Source organism: Pseudoalteromonas sp. MT33b, assembly GCF_014117385.1.
Taxonomy (GTDB): domain Bacteria; phylum Pseudomonadota; class Gammaproteobacteria; order Enterobacterales; family Alteromonadaceae; genus Pseudoalteromonas; species Pseudoalteromonas lipolytica.
Genome location: NZ_CP059831.1, coordinates 2,844,213 through 2,864,879, shown reverse-complemented (window position 1 = coordinate 2,864,879; position 20,667 = coordinate 2,844,213). Strand labels below are relative to the sequence as shown.

At 40.2% G+C, this 20,667-nt stretch carries 20 protein-coding genes; all 20 read left to right on the top strand.

All coding sequences use genetic code 11. The annotated features are described in order from the left end of the window. Positions 1–106: 106 nt before the first annotated feature. The 20 genes from H3302_RS12955 (at position 107) to H3302_RS12860 (ending at position 20,616) form a co-directional block, all read left to right on the top strand. Positions 107–604, top strand: a complete 498-nt coding sequence (locus H3302_RS12955) for a DUF411 domain-containing protein (protein ID WP_016708256.1) — start codon at positions 107–109, stop codon at positions 602–604. Beyond that, entirely contained in the window at positions 604–2,031 is a 1,428-nt protein-coding gene (locus tag H3302_RS12950) for a TolC family protein (protein ID WP_062566153.1), read from the top strand. Before H3302_RS12955 ends, H3302_RS12950 begins: the two co-directional genes overlap by 1 nt. Beyond that, positions 2,031–3,788: an efflux RND transporter periplasmic adaptor subunit gene (locus H3302_RS12945; RefSeq protein ID WP_055022008.1), complete on the top strand. Its 1,758-nt coding sequence runs from the start codon at positions 2,031–2,033 to the stop codon at positions 3,786–3,788. Before H3302_RS12950 ends, H3302_RS12945 begins: the two co-directional genes overlap by 1 nt. Before the next feature lie 14 nt (positions 3,789–3,802). After that, entirely contained in the window at positions 3,803–6,967 is a 3,165-nt protein-coding gene (locus H3302_RS12940) for an efflux RND transporter permease subunit (RefSeq protein WP_055022009.1), read from the top strand. A 28-nt stretch (positions 6,968–6,995) separates the two neighbouring features. After that, a complete protein-coding gene (locus tag H3302_RS12935) occupies positions 6,996–7,667 on the top strand; it encodes a PepSY domain-containing protein (RefSeq protein WP_249328008.1) in 672 nt (223 codons plus the stop codon). Further along, positions 7,667–9,499 (top strand): 2Fe-2S iron-sulfur cluster-binding protein, encoded by a 1,833-nt coding sequence (locus H3302_RS12930; protein ID WP_045979604.1) that lies wholly within the window; start codon positions 7,667–7,669, stop codon positions 9,497–9,499. Before H3302_RS12935 ends, H3302_RS12930 begins: the two co-directional genes overlap by 1 nt. A gap of 24 nt (positions 9,500–9,523) precedes the next feature. Next, positions 9,524–9,871 carry a copper resistance CopC family protein gene (locus tag H3302_RS12925; RefSeq protein ID WP_016708251.1) on the top strand — a complete coding sequence of 116 codons (348 nt, stop codon included), beginning with the start codon at positions 9,524–9,526 and terminating at the stop codon, positions 9,869–9,871. Between the two features lie 18 nt (positions 9,872–9,889). Next, entirely contained in the window at positions 9,890–10,777 is an 888-nt protein-coding gene (locus H3302_RS12920) for a copper resistance D family protein (protein ID WP_045979603.1), read from the top strand. 15 nt (positions 10,778–10,792) lie between these two features. Next, positions 10,793–11,263 (top strand): DUF4440 domain-containing protein, encoded by a 471-nt coding sequence (locus H3302_RS12915; RefSeq protein ID WP_008467847.1) that lies wholly within the window; start codon positions 10,793–10,795, stop codon positions 11,261–11,263. 27 nt (positions 11,264–11,290) lie between these two features. Continuing rightward, positions 11,291–13,114 (top strand): copper resistance system multicopper oxidase, encoded by a 1,824-nt coding sequence (locus tag H3302_RS12910; protein WP_045979602.1) that lies wholly within the window; start codon positions 11,291–11,293, stop codon positions 13,112–13,114. After that, positions 13,111–13,971, top strand: a complete 861-nt coding sequence (locus H3302_RS12905) for a copper resistance protein B (protein ID WP_045979601.1) — start codon at positions 13,111–13,113, stop codon at positions 13,969–13,971. The genes H3302_RS12910 and H3302_RS12905 overlap by 4 nt, the downstream gene beginning before the upstream one ends. A 609-nt stretch (positions 13,972–14,580) precedes the next feature. Further along, the gene (locus tag H3302_RS12900; RefSeq protein WP_045979600.1) at positions 14,581–15,003 is read left to right on the top strand and encodes a hypothetical protein; all 423 of its coding nucleotides are present in this window, start codon (positions 14,581–14,583) and stop codon (positions 15,001–15,003) included. Positions 15,004–15,300: 297 nt separating this feature from the next. After that, positions 15,301–15,714: a MerR family transcriptional regulator gene (locus tag H3302_RS12895; protein ID WP_045979599.1), complete on the top strand. Its 414-nt coding sequence runs from the start codon at positions 15,301–15,303 to the stop codon at positions 15,712–15,714. A 101-nt stretch (positions 15,715–15,815) separates the two neighbouring features. Further along, positions 15,816–18,059, top strand: coding sequence for a heavy metal translocating P-type ATPase (locus tag H3302_RS12890; protein ID WP_045979598.1), 2,244 nt, complete (start codon positions 15,816–15,818; stop codon positions 18,057–18,059). A gap of 11 nt (positions 18,060–18,070) precedes the next feature. Further along, the gene (locus H3302_RS12885) at positions 18,071–18,424 is read left to right on the top strand and encodes a cupredoxin domain-containing protein (RefSeq protein WP_045979597.1); all 354 of its coding nucleotides are present in this window, start codon (positions 18,071–18,073) and stop codon (positions 18,422–18,424) included. Between the two features lie 9 nt (positions 18,425–18,433). Beyond that, a complete protein-coding gene (locus H3302_RS12880) occupies positions 18,434–18,769 on the top strand; it encodes a DUF2933 domain-containing protein (protein ID WP_016708242.1) in 336 nt (111 codons plus the stop codon). Next, the gene (locus H3302_RS12875) at positions 18,762–19,427 is read left to right on the top strand and encodes an isoprenylcysteine carboxylmethyltransferase family protein (protein ID WP_016708241.1); all 666 of its coding nucleotides are present in this window, start codon (positions 18,762–18,764) and stop codon (positions 19,425–19,427) included. Before H3302_RS12880 ends, H3302_RS12875 begins: the two co-directional genes overlap by 8 nt. Next, positions 19,411–19,833, top strand: a complete 423-nt coding sequence (locus H3302_RS12870) for a hypothetical protein (RefSeq protein ID WP_062566152.1) — start codon at positions 19,411–19,413, stop codon at positions 19,831–19,833. Before H3302_RS12875 ends, H3302_RS12870 begins: the two co-directional genes overlap by 17 nt. Before the next feature lie 10 nt (positions 19,834–19,843). Next, on the top strand, positions 19,844–20,215 hold the full coding sequence (locus H3302_RS12865; protein ID WP_019677951.1) for a hypothetical protein: 372 nt from the start codon (positions 19,844–19,846) through the stop codon (positions 20,213–20,215). Between the two features lie 50 nt (positions 20,216–20,265). Continuing rightward, positions 20,266–20,616 (top strand): hypothetical protein, encoded by a 351-nt coding sequence (locus H3302_RS12860; RefSeq protein WP_062566151.1) that lies wholly within the window; start codon positions 20,266–20,268, stop codon positions 20,614–20,616. Positions 20,617–20,667 lie beyond the last annotated feature (51 nt).

The window sequence follows — 20,667 nt, the reverse complement described above, 5'->3', positions numbered from 1 at the left end:
ACAGGATTAGTGCGTCCAAATTTCGCACACATGTAATTAATTTTTCTGTTAGTCAATATAGCGTCGTAGCGCTATAGCTATTTTCCAGCGACGTCTGGGGGCAAAAATGATCAATAAGTATTTAAAAATAGCAGTTGTAATGCTGCTTTCACCTGCGTTTGCAAACGCTAATGAACATAAGCATGCACACAATAACGACGTAACACCTTTGGAGTTAATCGTTTATAAAACCCCAACTTGTGGGTGTTGTAAAAAATGGATAACTCATATTGAAGACAAAGGGATCGTTGCGCATTCCAAAGATTTCCGAAACATCGGCAACATCAAAACTAAGTATGGTATCAAACCTAATTACCGTTCATGCCACACGGCAGTGAGTAGAAATGGGTTTGCCTTTGAAGGTCATGTACCGGCTAAGTTTATTCAGCAGTTCTTGTCAGAAGAGCACCCCAATGCGATTGGATTATCTGTCCCAGCAATGCCTGTTGGCTCTCCGGGTATGGAAGTCGGCGACCGCTTTATGTCATATAACGTATTAATTTTATTTAAAGATGGAACGAGTAAAGTATATGCAGAAGTTAAGGCTTATGAGGAGCAATTCTAATGAGATTAAATGTTTCAAGCCTTACTCTACTTTCAACTTCGCTAATTCTCGGCTTGTCTGTATTCTCAGCTCAAGCTGAGAAAGTAGTGTCACTTGAACAAGCTATCACCTTGGCTCAGCAAAATGATCCTTGGCTTCATGGGAGTCGGTTAAAACAAAGCGCGGTTGAAAATAGAAGTATCGCTTCAGGTACTTTGCCTGACCCCAAAGTATCACTAGGGATAATGAATTTACCAACAGATACTTGGGACTTAGATCAGGAAGGAATGACTCAACTAAAGGTTGGTGTTTCTCAAATGTTTCCTAGAGGTGATAGTTTAAAGATTAAACAAGAGCAATTAAAAATTGAGTCAACGAAATTTCCACTGCTACGAGAGGATCGTAAGGCTAAACTGATAAGCCAAGTATCACAGTTATGGTTAGATGCTTACTTAGCCCAACAAACCATTAAATTGATTGAAGCGGATTGGGCGCTCTTTGAGCAGATGGCGGAAGTTACTAAAGCTAGCTACTCAAATGTTGTTGGTAAAACCAGACAACAAGATGTTATTCGTGCTCAATTGGAAATCGTGCAGTTAGATGACCGATTAACTTCGCAAAAGCAGAAACTAGAAACAACAATCGCTCGCCTTAATGAGTGGCTTCATATCTACGATGCTGCTGGCTTGAATGAATCATTCAACTTTGATACGCAACCATTAGAGTTTAGGGTTTCTAAAAAGTTGCCTACAATTCATTTGAACAATTCAACAGTCCTAAAAGCATCTAATTACTCAAGAAATCTATTGGCTCAGGAGCTTTCGAATCACCCAGCCATACTTGCAATTGATATAAAACGCAAAGCTTCAGAAAAAGCAGTTGAGTTAGCTAAACAGCAATATGAACCGCAATGGGGTGTTAATGCTAGTTATGCCTATCGGGACAATATGCCCTCTGGTGATAGCCGAGCTGATTTATTTTCTGTTGGAGTAACGTTTGATTTACCCTTGTTCACCGAGAACAGACAAGATAAGCAAGTTGCAGCTTCTATTGCAGATTCAGAGACTATTAAAACCGAGAAACTATTACTGACAAAGCAAATGATCAGTATGGTGGAAAAGGAGCTTAGACAGCTTAAGCGTTTATCTGATAGGCAATCTATCTATCAAGAACAACTCCTTAAACAAACTCATGACCAAGCAGAAGCGTCATTGACAGCTTACACAAATGATGATGGCGATTTTGCCGAAGTTGTTCGAGCAAGAATCGCAGAATTAAATGCCAGAATATCAGCCTTAAGAATTGATGTTGACGCACTTAAAACAGTTGCTCGTATCAACTATTTCTTTGCACGTTCTCAATCTAACTCAAATGCTGAACATAAGTCGATGCAAACTTCACACAAAACTAATCAGCACTTATCCAATCAGCAATTTGGAGAAAAATAATGTCAACGAATACTAAAACAATTATTGCCATCATCATTGGTGCTGCGCTAGGCGCAGGAGTATTGAGCTTATATCAAGGTGCAGGGTCAAACAGTAATACAGATGAAACAACATCAGCAGAGAAAAAGCCTCTGTATTGGGTTGCACCGATGGATTCTAATTACCGCCGGGACAAGCCCGGTAAGTCGCCTATGGGGATGGATTTAATTCCTGTGTATGAGGAAGAATCATCTGGTGATGATTTTGGTCCCGGAGCAGTAAAAATTGCGCCTCATGTAGTGAATAACCTAGGGGTTCGCACTGCACCTGTTGAGCTGAAAAATATGCATACTGAAATATCAACGGTTGGTTACGTTCAATATGATGAAGATAAGCTAATTCATATCCACCCACGTGTTGATGGTTGGATTGAAAAACTCTATGTCAAAGCGGCAGGTAACCCTGTAGAGAAAGGGCAGCCTCTTTATACACTGTATTCTCCTCAGTTAGTTAACGCGCAAGAAGAACTTTTAATAGCTTTAAAGCGCGACAATAGTTCCTTAATTTCGGCGGCGAAAGATCGCCTTAAAGCGTTACAGCTTTCAGCAGATTTCATTCAAAAGCTAGAAAAGACTAGAAAAGTTCAGCAAACCATCACCTTTTATTCACCACAAGCAGGTGTTGTTGACGGTTTGAAGATTAGAGAAGGCTTTTATGTCAAGCCGGGAAACACTTTATTAAGCATTGGTCAACTAGATCAAGTTTGGGTTGAAGCAGAAGTGTTTGAACGTGACGCAGCCTTAATTAAAGAAGGACTGCCTGTATCAATGACACTGGATTATTTACCCGGAGAGGACTGGGCTGGTGTCGTTGATTATGTTTATCCAACATTGAATAGTAAAACACGCACACTCAGAGTGAGACTGAAGTTTGACAACCCAGACTATCAATTAAAACCAAACATGTTTGCACAAGTCTCTATTCACGCTAATCAAGCTGATAGCACGATACTCGTACCTAAAGAAGCCGTCATTCGCACAGGTAAACAAGACAGAGTTGTACTTGCCTTGGGGGATGGGCAATTTAAGTCTATCGAAGTGACAATTGGCCGGGTTGATATCGATAGTATCGAAATCTTAGAGGGTCTTAATGAAGATGATGTTGTGGTGACATCTGCTCAATTCTTGATTGATTCTGAATCAAGTAAAAACTCTGATTTTAAACGAATGACTCATGACGAAGTGCCTAGCTCTGTTTGGATGGAAGGCGAAATCAACAGCGTCATGGCGGGACATCGTATGGTTAATATTACTCATGGTCCTGCTGAGGCTTGGGATTGGCCTGAAATGACAATGGACTTCGATGTAGGTGAAAAGGTAGATATTGATTCACTGAAGTCTGGTCAATCTTTGCACTTTGAAGTGAGCAAAACCGAAGAGGGTGGATATGAAGTTACTGGAATTCATATCATGAGTGAGCCTGCTGATATGAGTGAAGAAGTATCATCAGCAACAGTATCAGGTTTAATTAATGCGATTGATATTGATACACGGATTCTAAATATTAGCCGAGGCCCAATAGAGAAGTGGGATAGACCTGCTGCGACGATGGATTTTATCGTCGCGGACAATATAGAAATAGTTGATTTCAATGTTGGTGATAATGTCACTTTCACTTTTGAGGTTAGGGATGACTTAGTTATCACTGAAATCTCTCTTGAATCAGATGAACAACACGGCAAGGAAAATAAAGCTGCTGTTGATCATTCTAATCATTAAGTGGGAGAAAAATAATGATTGAATCAATTATTAGATGGTCTATCGGCAATCGTTTCTTTGTTTTGTTGATTACCTTAATTATCGCGTTTGGTGGTTTGTATTCATTACAAAAAACGCCAGTAGATGCACTCCCAGATCTTTCTGATGTGCAGGTGATAATTAAGACGAGTTATCCGGGACAGGCACCACAAGTTGTGCAGGATCAAGTGACATTTCCACTTACTACAGCGATGCTATCAGTGCCGGGGGCGCAAACTGTTCGTGGTTACTCATTCTTTGGTGATTCCTACGTCTACATTATTTTTGATGATGATACTGATTTGTATTGGGCTAGAAGCCGAGTACTTGAATACTTAAGCCAAGTAGCATCAAGCCTGCCTGATTCGGCAAAACCTCAATTAGGACCTGATGCAACAGGTGTGGGTTGGGTATACATTTACGCTTTAACAGATAAGTCTGGAAACCATGATCTAAGCCAATTAAGAAGCATTCAAGACTGGTTCTTAAAGTATGAACTACAAACTGTTCCGGGCGTGTCCGAAGTTGCCGCCGTTGGTGGTATGGTTAAGCAGTATCAAGTGCAAGTAGATCCTGACAAATTGAGAGCTTACGATATTCCTCTAAGTTTAATACAAATAGCCTTACAAAAAGGGAACAAAGAAACTGGCGCATCCGTTGTGGAAATGGCTGAAGCTGAATATATGGTTACCGCAACGGGGTATATTCAATCAGTTAGTGATATAGAGAAAATTCCACTTGGTATTAACGAACAAGGCACGCCGTTGCGTATTGGTGATGTTGCCAACGTTAACCTTGGTCCTCAAATGCGCCGTGGTATCGCAGAACTTAATGGCGAAGGCGAAGTTGTTGGTGGTGTTGTCGTTATGCGCTTTGGTGAAAACGCTCAACAAACCATAAATGGGGTAAAAGAAAAGCTTGAGTCGCTCAAATCTTCTTTACCAGAGGGGGTGGAGGTTGTCCCTGTCTATGACAGATCGAAGTTAATAGATCGTGCTGTTGATAACCTTTGGAGCAAGTTGCTAGAGGAGCTTGCGGTCGTGGCTATTGTCTGTGTTGCTTTCCTATTTCATCTTCGCTCATCAATTGTGGCAGTTGTTACTCTACCATTAGGTATATTGGTGTCATTCATCATCATGTATATGCAAGGCATCAATGCCAATATTATGTCTTTAGGCGGTATCGCTATTGCTATTGGTGCGATGACTGATGGTGCAATAGTGATGATTGAAAATATGCATAAACATATGGAGAAAACACCACTAACAGATGAAAACCGTTGGCAAATTGTAGCTAAGGCTGCGAGTGAGGTAGGCCCTGCATTATTTTTTAGCTTGCTGATCATAACTGTCTCATTCTTACCTGTGTTTATCTTAGAAGCGCAAGAAGGAAGAATGTTTTCACCGCTCGCCTATACAAAAACCTATGCAATGGCTGCATCAGCAGGCTTGGCAATAACATTGGTGCCTGTTTTGATGGGCTACTTTATTCGAGGCAAAGTCGTCTCTGAAAAGAAAAACCCATTAAATCGATTATTGATTGCTATCTACATGCCTGTTTTAAAGCAAGTCATGAAGTTTCCAAAATTGACAATAGTCGCAGCAGTATTAGTGACTATCGTTGGTTTTTGGCCTGTCGATAAAATTGGTAGTGAATTCATTCCGCCATTGGATGAAGGCGACCTTATGTATATGCCTACTACATATCCCGGCATTTCAATCGGTAAAGCAAGAGAGTTATTGCAGCAAACGGACAAGCTTATTCGCACTGTGCCAGAAGTTGAAAATGTATTCGGTAAAGTAGGACGAGCTGAAACCGCAACTGACCCTGCGCCTCTAACCATGATTGAAACCTTTATTCAATTGAAGCCACGGGAGGAGTGGCGAGAAGGCGTGACAACTGAGTCGTTAAAAGCTGAGTTTGATAAGTTGGTTAAATTTCCGGGCTTAACCAATGCTTGGGTCATGCCAATCAAGACCCGCATTGACATGTTAGCTACAGGTATAAAAACGCCTGTCGGTATTAAAGTCGCCGGACCAGAACTTGATGTAATTCAGGATATCGGCCAACAAATAGAACAACTCTTGCCAGAAGTGACAGGCACAGCGTCAGTTTACTCTGAACGAGTTGCAGGTGGACGATATATCAAGGTTGATATTTCACGAGATAAATCAAGTCGCTTTGGGTTAAATATCGAAGATGTCCAACAAGTAGTTTCTACTGCGATTGGCGGTATGAATGTGACACAAACGATAGAAGGTCAAGAGCGTTACCCTGTTAATCTGCGCTATCCGCAAGATTATCGAGATTCTCCTGAGCAGCTAGCACGATTACCTGTTGTAACACCAAGTGGTCAACGCATTGCACTAGGTGATGTTGCTGATATTCGAGTAGAGAATGGCCCACCGGGTATTAAAAGTGAGAATGCCAGAATCAATGGTTGGACTTTCATTGATATTGATAGCGTTGATGTAGGTACTTATGTTGAAAATGCTAAAGAACACTTAGCAAATAACCTGACATTACCAGCAGGCTATTCAATTACTTGGGCTGGACAATACGAATATATGGAAAGAGCGAAAGAAAAGCTCACCTATGTATTGCCTTTAACACTCGCCATTATTGTTATTCTGCTTTACCTGAATTTCAGAGCGTTTAGTGAAGTGGCTATCATTATCGTTACCTTGCCGATGGCAATGATCGGTGGGTTATGGTTGATGTATCTAGAAGGGTTTAATTTCTCAGTAGCTGTTGGTGTGGGCTTTATCGCTCTAGCTGGTGTTGCGGTTGAGATTGGCGTGATAATGCTGGTTTATCTTAATCAAGCACTTGCTGAGCTTAAGGAAAAAGCGGTGGAGCGAGCAGAACTCATCTCAGATGATGCATATCAAGATGCATTATTGCACGGTGCTGGCTTACGAGTTCGTCCAGTAATGATGACGGTAGCTACAATCATTATAGGTTTAATGCCTATTTTATATGGTACTGGTACAGGTTCTGAGGTCATGAGCCGCATTGCTGCTCCTATGGTAGGCGGAATGACAAGTGCTGTGCTGCTCACGCTTATTGTACTCCCTGCAATTTACTCAATCATTAAAAAGCCTGAAGTAAATGCCTTTAACAAAGAGCTTTCTAACGTGGAGCCTGAGAATAATGCTTAGCACGGCTAGAAAATATCACAAATGGCTAATGGCATTTGTCGGAATACAATTCCTCTTCTGGTCTATTACAGGCGTGTATATGGTGACTATGGATATTCACTATATACACGGCGAAACCTTGGCTAAGAGTGAGGAAGCCAAAATAGATTTAGCAAGTATGGATTACTCCATTGTAAAGCTAGCTGCGGATTATCCTAAAGCTAGCCAAGTTACACTTACTCAAAGTATGGGCCGTCCTTTGTATTCTTTTATTAATGGAGAAAATGGAAAAGTAGCAATAGATGCTAAAACTGGAGCTGTTCAGGCCCTTGTAGATGAAACCAAGGCTAAAGAAATCGCACAATACCATTATGCGCTGAATCATCAAATCGACAGCATAAGGTTGATTAAGTCAGCGACAAACTTGCCTGCTGAGTTGTCCCCAAGGCATTTACCTGTTTGGAGAGTGACGTTTGAGCAATTCTCCACACCGACATTTTATATAAGTCAACAAACAGGATCACTTGTTGCCAAGCGTCATGATTACTGGCGATTGTTTGATTGGATGTGGCGGTTCCACATTATGGATTACTATGATGGAGAAAACGTATCAAACTGGTTTTTGTTCTTGGTCGCAACTCTAGGTCTAATGGGAGCAATTACTGGCGCAGTATTGACTTATTACCGAGTGCTTTCCCCAAATAAAAAGAGAGTCATTTGATGCGACTATTTAAGTTAAATACAACGATACACAAGTGGCTTTCTTTATTTGTTGGTTTACAACTGCTTATTTGGTTGGGAACGGGCCTTTACTTCAATTTGATGGATCACAGTAAAGCCAGTGGTAATGAACTTAGAGTTCATTCTCATCATGAAGGTAGCATTACAGGCTTTGACCTATTCCCTATTAAAGACATTACTAGTAATGCTCCGCAGGAAGTAAACCTTATATGGGTTTTACATCAGCCTTACTATCATTTTGTGTTCGATAAGGGGCAGCATAGCTATCAAGAGCGCCACTCAAAGCTATTTGATGCTGTAACAGGAAAGCCATTTAATTTGTCTGAAGAACAAGTACTAACTTTGGCAAAAAACTCCTACTCAGGACAGGGTAAGTTAACTACTCCAGTGTTATCTCAACCTCCGTTTTCTGATCACGTAAGGCAGCAAAATCCTATGTGGCAAGTTGCCGTTGAGGATGAGAACAATACAACTATTTATTTAGATAGTATTACAGGTCAAGTACTTCGCCATGCCAATGATGATTTCAGATTGAAAGATCTGATGATGAAGCTTCACTTTATGGACTATGGCAATTCTGGAGGATTTAACCATTGGTTGATCATTGCATTTGCTTTTGCAACGCTATTCCTTTCAATTACTGGTGTTACTTGGCTGATACAACAGTATAGAAGTGGTTTACTGAAGCTAGGTTGGGGCACTAACAGGCAAAAAGTGGCAGTGACGTTTTCCAATGAAAATACTATTACTGACATCTCAGCAGTTGGTCGCTCAACTGTATTAGAAGGGCTAGCTAGTTCACATGTATACCTTCCTTCAGGTTGCGGTGGTGGCGGTACTTGTGGCAAATGCGTGTTCTTAAGTTCAACTAAATTACCTATCACACTATCTGAACAGGAACATTTATCTCAGGAGCAACTTAAGGAAGGTTATCGGCTTGGATGTCAGCATAGGTTCTCTGAAATTAGTTCGATTGAAGTTAATACTGATCGCAATATTGAAAATCATGAGCTAGTTGTGGTTGCGACTAATTTCATTACTCCTTTTATCAAGGAAGTGAAATTTAAGCTGAAATCAGGCAAACAGTTGGCATTTAAAGCTGGTGCATATATGCAATTTGATGTGCCAGCAGGGATGAATAGCTTACGTCCAGATGATATGCCAGAGTGCTATGAAAAATACTGGGATAGCTACTATCATGGAAAATTTTCTCATAACGGTGTAACTCGCCACTACTCATTAGTTAACTTTGACGAGGAGTCTGATGAGTTAATGTTTAATATCCGTTGGCAGACCGCAAAGAATGGTTTTAAAGCAGGAATAGGTTCAAGTTATTTAGGTTCACTCCAAGTAGGTGAAACGATAACTGCAAGAGGCCCTTTTTCTGATTTTTATGCCACTTCAAATAAAAAAGTTAGTCGCGTGTTTATAGGTGCGGGTTCAGGACTTGCACCACTGAGGTCTATTATTTTTGAACAGTTGAAAAAGCATAAAGATAAAAGTGGTTTGACTCTTATCTATGGTGCGCGAACTGAAGATGACTTGCTATACCATAATGAATTGAAGTCACTGAGTGAGAAGCATAAAAACTTCTCTTATATTCCTACTCTTTCTAATCCTTCAGAAGAATGGCAAGGGCACTCAGGCTATGTTCAAAAAGTACTTCTGCCGTATATGAACCAAAAAGCAGAACTGCATTTGGCTGAGTTTTACTTGTGCGGTCCAGAAGCAATGATGAGTGAAGTGGAAAAAATAATTACAGATGCTGGGATTCCAAGTAATCAAATTTTCAAAGATAAATTTAGTCGTTAATCCATTAAATAAATAGAGGTATATATGAAAACATTAATTAAACTTTTAACCATAATCAGTGTTGTTTTTAGTAGTGCAGTATTTGCACATGTGCATCTTGAAAAAAGCGTGCCTGCTGATAATGCAATGCTAATGAATACTCCAGAAAAATTGACATTGGGATTTAGCAAAGAGGTACGTGTAGTTAAAGTTACGTTGAAAAATAAAAAAGGTGAAAATATTAAATTTGACTTTAAACCATCAAAAGAAGCTTCCAGAGAGTTTTCATGGGAACTACCTAAATTAGCTCCAACAAACTATATCGTTGATGTGACCTATTTAGGTAAAGATGGACATAAAATGAAAGATAGCTTCGGCTTTATGGTTCATTAGTAAGGCTGTGTGATTGATATGGAAATGTATATCTGGAATACAGTCATTGTACTGTCAAAAATTGTATTTTACGTCGGCTTTGCCTGTATTGCCGGCTATACATTTTTCAGACAAATTTTTGAGCATAATGAATCTCATAGTAATGCTGTAATAGCGAATTTAACGTGGACAAGAACTTATATAGTTATGGCTTTGATCGCTAATATTACTTGGTTCTTTGCCAGTACTGGTGCAATGGCAGAAGAGGGAATTCAGGGGGCGATAGACGCTGATATATTGGCTATTATGTGGGACTCCTCTGTCGGCACTGGAGCTTTGCTTCGAGCGCTTGGGCTAGTTACCGCAATAATCGCTTTAGCTTTAAGGTTCAAACTCGCTGTGAACTCGTACTTAAAACAAAGCGCTTTAATGTTGAGTTTATTAATCCTTGCATACTCATTCACGTTACTGGGTCATATTTCTGAGTTAGGCACAATTGAAAAAGGCTTGCTTATTTTGCATGTGCTCGTTATGGCATGGTGGTTTGGGGCGTTATTGCCACTAAAACAGGCTTGCCATCAGCTAAGTTATGCAGAACTTCATTTGCTGATGGAAAGCTTTGGCAAACAAGCAAGTTTTACATTGAGCCTATTGTTGGTAGCAGGCCTCTGGCTCGTGATTCAATTGGTCGGAAGTCTTGATGCACTAATAAGCTCAAGTTACGGACAAACACTGTTGTTTAAATTGGCCCTTGTAGTGTCTATTTTGGCACTTGCTGCTAAACATAAACTAATACTCGTTCCACAACTTAAAAATAGTCAAGGCAGAGAGGCTTTATCTAAATCTATCTCGATAGAAATGGTAGTAGCTTTTGCCATTTTATCTGTAACGGCTGGGCTTACTAGTGTTGTTGGCCCTGCAAATTAAAACCTAAAAGAGAGAATGAAAATGAAAACAATAAATATATTACTCGTTTTATTAATGACGTTTAGTTTCGCAGCAAACGCTCATGGTGATAAGAACAAAGACAAAGGTTTGTTTAAAGGTATAGATACCCCAGCCGCAAAAGTTGTTTTGGCATTTCATCAAGCACTTGAAACTGGCAATCAAAAACAGGCTAGAGCGCAGTTAGCGGATGATGTCACCATTTTCGAGGGAGGCCGCGTTGAAAGGAGCGCTGATGAATATGCTCATCATCATATGTTGTCGGATATGAAGTATTTAGCAGCGATGAAGAGCGACACACTTGAACATCAAGTGACGATACTTGGAAATACCGCTATCTCTGCGTCGCGCAGTCAAACTACAGGTACTCATAAAGGTGTTGAACGCGATTATCAAGGCATGGAAACGATGGTGCTGGAAAAACAAAATGGTGAATGGAAGATTAAGCACATTCATTGGTCACATTAATTTATTGTTCAAACAACGGAGAGTAAAATGAGAAATAACAATCCATTACATCAAGTTTCTACGCCACGTAGACGCTTTGTACAAGGATTAGCTGCTGGCGGTGTATTAGCTGCTTTTCCAAGTGTTCTTCATGCAGCTTCATCTTTGCTTGCTGGAACTTCAACAGGTACTGCGCCCGAACTAAGTGGGGAAGTCATAGATCTGGTGATAGATGAGTCACCAGTAAACTTCACAGGTGTTGTAAGAATGGCTACAACAATCAATGGCTCAATACCAGCTCCTACCTTGCGCCTCAGAGAAGGTGATGACGTTACTATCAGGGTAACGAATAAATTATCAGTGCCGAGTTCAATTCATTGGCATGGGATCATTCTTCCGTATCAAATGGATGGCGTACCGGGTATTAGCTTTAAAGGTATAATGCCGGGTGAAACCTTTGTTTATAAATTTAAGCTGCAACAAAGCGGCACATATTGGTATCACTCACACAGTGGTTTTCAAGAAATGACAGGTATGTACGGCGCATTAATTATTGAGCCAAGAGAAAAGGATATTATTAGTGCTGACAATGAGCATGTCATCCAATTGTCTGATTGGACTGATGATGACCCAATGGATTTGTTTCGCAAGTTAAAAGTACAGAGCGATGTATTTAACTTTAATCAACCTACTGTTCCAGAGTTTTTTGATGACATTTCAAATAGCAGCGTTTCAAATGCGCTACAACGCCGGGAAATGTGGAATAAAATGAGAATGAACCCTACAGATCTTGCAGACTTATCAGCATCTGCAATGACTTTTTTAATGAATGGTTGTGCGCCTTTGACAAATTGGCGTGGAATGTTTAAAGCTGGCGAAAAGGTTAGGCTTAGATTTATTAACGGTTCTAGCAATACGTTTTTTGATGTAAGAATACCTGAGCTGAAGTTAACAGTTGTACAAGCTGATGGACAAAATGTTGAACCTGTGACAGTAGATGAATTTAGATTTGGTCCCGGTGAAACTTATGATGTACTTGTCGAGCCAAAAAATGACGCATATACGATTTTTGCACAAAGCATGGATCGCTCAGGTTATGCTAAAGGTACTTTATCAATGGCACCTAACGTTGATGCACCAGTACCTTCTTTAGACCCCGTTGAGTGGTTAACGATGACAGATATGATGGGCAATATGACCCATGATAGTGTGCATTCTACAATGGCTGATACGGCAGGTATGTCGGGCATGAATTCTAATAAAATGGATCATAGTGCAATGGGTCATGGAGCGATGGCAATGGATCATAGTAAACATGGAATGACTAAAAACCCATTAGCTGTTGCTAGCACTAAAGTGCGTCATGCAAAAACAGAGTATGGAGCTTCTGTTGATATGCGTGTTGATATGCCTAGAACAAACCTTGATGATCCCGGTATAGGTTTACGTAAAAATGGACGCCGTGTTTTAACACTTGCAGATTTACATTCTCTTGAGGGAATTACAAGCCAGCAAGAGCCTGAGGCTGAAATTGAATTACATTTAACTGGAAACATGGAGCGTTATAGCTGGTCATTTGATGGCTTGGAATTTGGAAAAAGCACGCCAGTTCACATGAAGCATAATCAACGTTTAAGAGTTATTTTACAAAACGATACAATGATGACACATCCAATGCACCTGCATGGTATGTGGAGCGATTTGGAGAATGAAAAAGGTGATGTACAGGTTCGTCGCCATACTATCCCTGTACAACCAGCGCAAAGAATTAGTTTTTTAACAACACCTCATGACGTAGGTCGCTGGGCATGGCATTGCCATTTATTATTCCACATGGATGCAGGTATGTTTAGAGAGGTAGTTGTATCATGAGAAAATTAATACTAACCAATACGTTAAAACTATTATTAATAGGTTTGCCCCTTATAAGTGTATCTGTATCTGCAAAAGATGAGATGACTGAGATGGGTGATTCTAAAATGCAAGCACAAGGTGGAGATGCACCTAAAGATGCTAGAGACCCTCATGCTTATGCCGCAGGTACAACATTGACTGAAGGTCCTTATGCACTCAATAGCGACAAACGACTGACTTTGGCAGATGAGCATTCATTTTACGCGCTACTAGGGGATCGTCTTGAATATAATGAGCAAACAAACGCAGGTGTTTTTGACTTTCAGGCATGGTATGGCACTACTTTTGATAGATTAGTCATCAAAACTGAGGGAGATTTTAGCGAAGGTAATTTAGAGGAGAACCAAACAGATTTTCTATGGGGCCACGCAATATCTGCTTATTGGGATACACAAGTCGGTATTCGACTTGATTACAATAACGAAGGTGAAAACCGCAAATGGCTAGCTTTTGGTTTACAAGGTCTAGCCCCTTACTGGTTTGAAATTGATATGACTGCGTATTTAGGAGAGCAAGGTAATAGTGCATTTTCGATCGAAGCTGAGTATGAGCTATTACTTACTCAAAAGTTAATTGTTCAACCACGAGCAGAGTTGACGCTTTACGGTAAGGATGACGTCCAAAATAACCTTGGTAGTGGCTTATCTAGCAGTGCTATTGGTTTTCGGGTTCGTTATGAGTTTACCCGCCAGTTTGCTCCCTATGTTGGCGTTGAGTGGACAAATAAATTTGGTAATACAGCCGAATTTGCGAAGTTAAATGGGCAAAGTACTCGTGATACTGCTTTTGTTGCAGGTATCAAGTTCTGGCTCTGATGTGAAGAAATACTATATTGACTTGATGAGAGCTACCGCAACTATATTGATGGTAGCTTTTGTTTTTTGGGATTTAAACCATTTTAGTTATGTTAGGAAAGGCCTAGCTAATAGTTTTTTTGGAAAGAACTAAGAGCAGTAATAGTAAGCTACTTCTTGTTTTCAGTCTGTGCCAGTCTGGTGTATACCTATCAAGGTGGAATATCAGCTAAGAAGTAAAGTTGGCGAATGGTAAAGGTTAAAGAGTCAAGCCAAAAAACATCGCCATTGAAAGACGTACAATAGACTATTTTATCACTTTTGATGAACGGGAATTGGGTGTGCTCGGGATAGAACCGATTGTTGCAAAGTACTGCGCTTAAAGCTGAACAATTGGAAAAATGATCCCTTACTCAATACCTAGTTATGAGCGTAGGGTTTTTATTTTTTTTATGGTGCTCATGCTTGGCTTCAATCTCATGAGTATAAATCAGACACCCCTTTTATACTTGTTAAGTTTAAGCTGTTTAAAAAAGTAAAAAGTTTAGGTTTTAGTTCAAAGGTTGATCAAGATCATAAAATTATTTTTATAAAGTGGCTAATATTGTAGGAGCTAAAGAAGGAATGATAATGTTTGGACTTTTCAGGTGGTTTAAAATAGTGATAATAACTGTGTTGCTTACGCAGCATAGTTTTGCTACAGCTAAGCCAATGAATTGTGAAGAACATCAAAATGGATCTTCCGACACGCATATTATGCAACGAAGCAAAAATATTCACCATCAATCAATGAATGACAATAGTCACTATCACACTGTAAACTCGCAAGACTCTAAACACCGTCATGGTGATGAAGTCTGTGAAAAATGTAAAGCTAGTGATTGTGTTTGTTGTGAGGGGGGATTTTGTTCAAGCTTTCATTTAAATCCCTATCTTGTGCAAGCGCAAGAGGAAGGTATTTGCAATATTTACTCTGAGCTATTTCTACAGCGTACACCTCTACCAAAATCTGGTATCCATCTCTTACTTTATCGTCCACCAATTATTGGCTAATCACGGGATCAGTGCGTCTTTTTTTCGCCACTCCCATCAAAAATAGAATGACTTATTCATTGATTTAAATAATCAATTGTTTTGAACGATTAGTACGATATTTTGAAGGCACTATGAAAATTCTCAAACTATTGCCATTTACAGTACTTAATGCTGTCGATTTTGGCCGAGATTTCTCTTTTACCAAAAAATTATTTTTTAGCTTATTCACTAGAATTAGTACTTGACCTGTGTCTTAGACACAGGTCTAAGCTGTAGGTGAGAGTACAAACTTAGGTGAAAAACTAAGGAGTAAATATGAAAGTAGCAGAACTGTCAAAAAGCCTTGGAACGACTGCTGATACGGTGCGCTATTACACGCGATTGGGACTGTTAAAACCTGCTAAGTCAGTGAACGGCTACAAGTCATACTCGAATAAAGAAGTATCGAGACTTAAGTTCATTTTAAGTGCCAGAAATCTTGGTTTTTCCGTTGCTGATATCAAGCAAATTCTTAATGAATCTGAAGATGGTACAAGTGCGTGCCCATTAGTCAGAAGCCTCATCAAAGAGCGGCTTGAAGAAACAGAAAAACAGTTTCAAGCAATGTTGGCACTTCGAGGGAAAATGTCTTCAGCGCTTTCTCAATGGGAAGAAATGGAAGACAAAGCGCCGACTGCAAACATGGTTTGTCATCTCATCGAAAACTTTGAACAAATTAAAAAGGCATAGGAGGAAAAATGGTAACTACTAATACAAATATAGAAACCGAATCAGGCTGTTGCTGTCAGGCAAAAACTCAATCCTCTTCGTGTAAAAGTAAGGAGAATACGTTGGAAAAAACATCACAAAGCCAACAGCTCATCATTGAAGGCGCTGGGTGTGCTAGCTGTGTAGGCAAAATTGAAGGGGCGTTAAAGGCAACTCATGGAGTCGTCAGTGCAGAAATGAATTTTGCTGATAGGACTGTAACAGTTTCTGGGACAGCTAAGACAGAAGAATTGATCAAAGCTGTTGAGTCAGTGGGGTATAACGCGAAGCCAATTGATGATAGCTCAGCAACAGATGCGCTTGACGAGAAAGAGGCGGCGGATTGGGCATATTACAAAAAGCTAATGCGCGATACGTTTATTGCCCTTTCACTCGGCGTTCCTTTGATGATCTACAGCATTGTAGTTGGAGAAATGACAGTTGAAACAAACCTTGAACGCATGTCTTGGCTGGTTGTCGGTATTTTAACTTTTGGTGTTATGTATTTTTCAGGTAAGCATTTTTATGTTGGCGCTTGGAAAAGCTTTAAAAACCACTCCGCTAATATGGACACACTAATAGCTTTGGGAACAGGTACAGCTTGGGTGTACTCAATGGTTGTTGTGTTTGCACCTGACGCCGTTCCATTGATGGCACGACATGTCTATTTTGAAGCTACCGCCATGATCATTGGCTTAATTGATTTAGGTCTAGCATTAGAAATAAAAGCCAGAGGTAAAACCTCTGAGGCCATTAAACGTCTTATCGGCTTGCAGGCCAAAACGGCAACTGTAGTTCGTGATAATAAAGAGGTTCAGATAGGTATCGAACAGGTTTTGCTTCATGATGTTGTGAAAGTAAAGCCGGGTGAAAAAATTCCCGTAGATGGCGTTGTATTGGAAGGACACACCTCTATTGATGAGTCCATGCTGACAGGCGAACCTATGCCTGTTGAAAAAGCCGAAGAAGATGAGGTTGTCGCTGGTACTTTGAACAAATCAGGCATGATTTTATTTAGAGCGACACGCGTTGGTAAAGACACGGCGCTTGCACAGATCATCAATATGGTGAAACGAGCGCAAAATTCAAAACCGCCGATTGGCCGCTTGGCCGATGTTATTTCCGCCTATTTCGTTCCTGTAGTCATGATCATCTCGGTGTTAAGTGCGTTAGCATGGCTTAACTTTGGCCCTGAGCCAGCAATTGCTTTTGCTATCGTATCAGCAACTACTGTGCTTATTATTGCCTGCCCGTGTGCTTTAGGCTTGGCAACGCCTATGTCTGTCATGGTGGGAGTAGGAAAAGCAGCAGAAGCCGGAGTACTTATTCGCAACGGTGAGGCACTGCAAACCGCCTCTAAAATCACTGCCATGATTTTAGATAAAACGGGCACTATTACTGAAGGGGCACCTAAGGTAACCGATATTGTTTTAGCAAAAGCTACTGACGAAAAAGACGTACTACAGCTTGCAGCAAGTTTAGAAAGCGGCTCAGAGCACCCTTTAGCGCAAGCGATTGTTGAAAGTGCTTTAGATAAGGATATTGAGTTACTAAAAATTGAATCGTTTAATGCTATTACGGGTTTTGGTGTAGAAGCAAACTGTAACAATAAAGTCCTGCTTTTTGGTAACGATAAACTAATGAAGTTAAAAGGCATAGACCTCACAGGCTTTGTTGGAAAAGCCCAGTCTTTAGCCAAAGAAGCCAAAACACCTATGTACTTTGCTGTAGATGGTGAACTTGCCGCAATCATTGCTGTCGCAGATCCCATTAAGTCAGACTCAATCTCTGCTATCAAACGGCTTCAGGCTAATGGTATACGCGTCATCATGTTAACAGGTGATAACAAGGAAACCGCTGCCGCTGTTGCCAAAAAAGCAGGTATTAGCGAATTTCTTGCTGAGGTGCTGCCAGAAGATAAAGCCAACAAGGTGAAAGAGCTACAAGGCAGTGGCGAAATTGTTGGTATGACAGGAGATGGCATCAACGATGCTCCTGCGCTAGCGTTAGCCGATGTTGGCTTCGCCATAGGCACAGGGACTGATGTAGCTATCGAAAGTGCTGACATTACCCTAATGCGTGGTTCACTTCATGGCCTTGCCGATGCCATAGCGGTAAGCAAAGCTACTTTACGAAATATCAAACAAAACTTGTTTGGCGCGTTTGTCTATAACGTAGCTGGGATTCCTTTTGCTGCGGGGGTTCTATATCCCTTCTTTGGCATTCTGCTTAGCCCTGTAATTGCAGGTGCTGCAATGGCGTTTTCGTCATTGACTGTGGTGTCAAATGCAAATCGACTTCGCTTTTTTAAAGCAAAAGAGCATTAAGGAGAAGAGCGATGATGTTAATTAACTTATTAGGCTTAATGTTAATCGCGCTGATTGTTTGGTGGTTTTGGCTATATAAACCCAATAAAACAATCGTTCAAGGTAATGAAGTACTCATTGAAGTGAGGGATGGCGTGTATTCCCCATCCTCAATTCAGGTGTCTGCTAGCCAACCTGTTACCTTGAAGTTTATACGCAAAGATCAATCCCCCTGCGCTGAAACAATGCTTATTCCTTCATTGGATATAAGCGAACAGCTTAAGTTAAATGAAATTACTCAAATTACCTTATTAAACTTGTCACCGGGAGAGCATGAGTTTCACTGTCAGATGCAAATGTATCGCGGTGTCTTAAAAGTCGTTTAGGAGGGCAATATGAAAAATCAACACCCTAATTTTTGGTCAACACCTACAGGCTGGGCTGCACTGGCACTTATTGCCGCAGTGACCTACTTCTTAGTGCTTGAGCATGGTCAACATACGCTGCAATTTCTTCCCTACTTGATTTTATTGCTATGCCCCTTGATGCACGTATTTATGCATGGCAGTCATGGTAAACATGGTCACGATCATTCACATGCGCCTGATGAAAAAAAGGAAGAGAGCTTTCAAGAACTCACGGATAAAAATGCAGCCTATCGCGATGGCTACATACAAGGCTTAGAAAAGGCACGTAAGGAATCACATAAAAAGGAGAGCAGTGATGAATGAAACATATGATTATGGCTTATGGTCAATGGTGATACTGAACTCAGCAATTTTTATCTTTTTTGCCTTTAGTTTTGTCAAACCAAAAACATCAACTGATTGGAGAAGTCTAAGCGCGTTCTCTGCCTTTATTGTTGCCCTATTTACTGAAATGTATGGCTTTCCTTTAACTATCTATTTTCTGTCGGGGTGGCTGACGGAGACCTATCCAGAAGTAAATTTCTTTGCGCATGAAAATGGGCATTTATTACATACTTTCTTTGGATTTCAAGGTGATGCCCATTGGGACCCATTTCATATAGTGAGTATGGTGTTTATTGTTGCAGGTTTCTTTATGTTGTCTTCAGCATGGAATGTATTGCATCACGCGCAAAAACATCATCAATTGGCTACAACTGGATGGTATGCAAGATGTCGCCACCCACAGTATGTAGCTTTCATTCTAATCATGTTCGGCTTTTTATTGCAGTGGCCGACAATCCCAACACTTGCGATGTTTCCGATCTTAGTCGTTGTTTACGTCAAGCTAGCGAAACGCGAAGAAGCACAGGCGATTGCTGAATTTGGTTCGGAGTACCACAGGTATATGGAATCGACACCAAGTTGGATCCCAAGTTTTAATAAAAGTGTAGAAGGTAAAAATCATGAAAACGTTAACTAAATCAATTTTATTTATTAGTTCACTACTGATAACCACTAGCTCATTTGCCCAAAACAATGAGCATAAACATGAAGGTGCGAACAAAGCTGATATGCATCAAGGCATGACAATACCACATGAGAACATGGGAGAAATGCATAAAAAAATGATGGAAATGAAAAAGGAAGTCCATGCCATTAAAACTGAAAAAGATCCTGACAAGCAACAGCAGATGATGGTTGAACATCACCGTTCAATGATGAAGATGATGCAATCCATGCACAAAAATATGGAAGAAATGCCAATGCATCAACAAATCAAGATGACTGAACATCATTTAGAAATGATGGAGAACATGATGCCGCAGATGAACCGGAAAATGGAAGAAATGAAAGATAGCAATCAACAGCATTCACACAAACATTAGGAGAAAAATTATGAGCGATTTAGATCATAGAGTTGGCGTTAGAGAGCAAAATTTAGTTGTTCGAAATCTAAAGCTTAGCAATGTCACAGAAGAAAGCTGTGACGAGTTAGTAAAAGAAATAGATCAGCTTTTTGGTATAGATGAAGTTAGTTACAACATCAAAGAAGGTGAAATACACCTTGCCTATGATGCCGCAAACGTAAGCCTTGATGGGATTGAGGAGGTAATCCGTAAGTATGGCGCAGATGTTCATGATGATTGGTGGACACATACTAAAGAAAGTTACTATAAATTTGTTGATCAGAACATCAAAGATAACTCTGTTCATAAGCCTTGGAGTTGTCATCAAGCACCTTCGGGGGCTGGCCGGAAAAACAAATGAATTCATAAAAAAGTGTATAGATAATTAGTTAGTCAAATGAGGTAACAGTGATGAAAACACCCTATATAAAAGCTCTTTTATTGCTTACATTCGGTTTATATTTAGTGGGTTGTTCTAATACCACTTTTTATCATAAATACATGATGAGAGGTCAGGTAGTAGAAAGTTCTGATAATCGAACTCTAATCTGTATTGGTGCTAAGCATGGCGCAGAGGTTGGGCAAAAATACAGTGTTATTAGATTCCATGAAAGAATAGTATTGAGTGAAGGTGACGATCCCTACACTATCGAAAAGGTAGGAACGGTACAAATTACTAAAATTGTGAATGATCATTTCGCAACTGTAAAGCTAGTGTCTGGTGACATTGCAGCGAAAGATATGGTGGAACTTGAAAACTAATAAAGTGGTGGCGAAAGCCACCACAAGAGCATAACAATAAAACTTAATGAA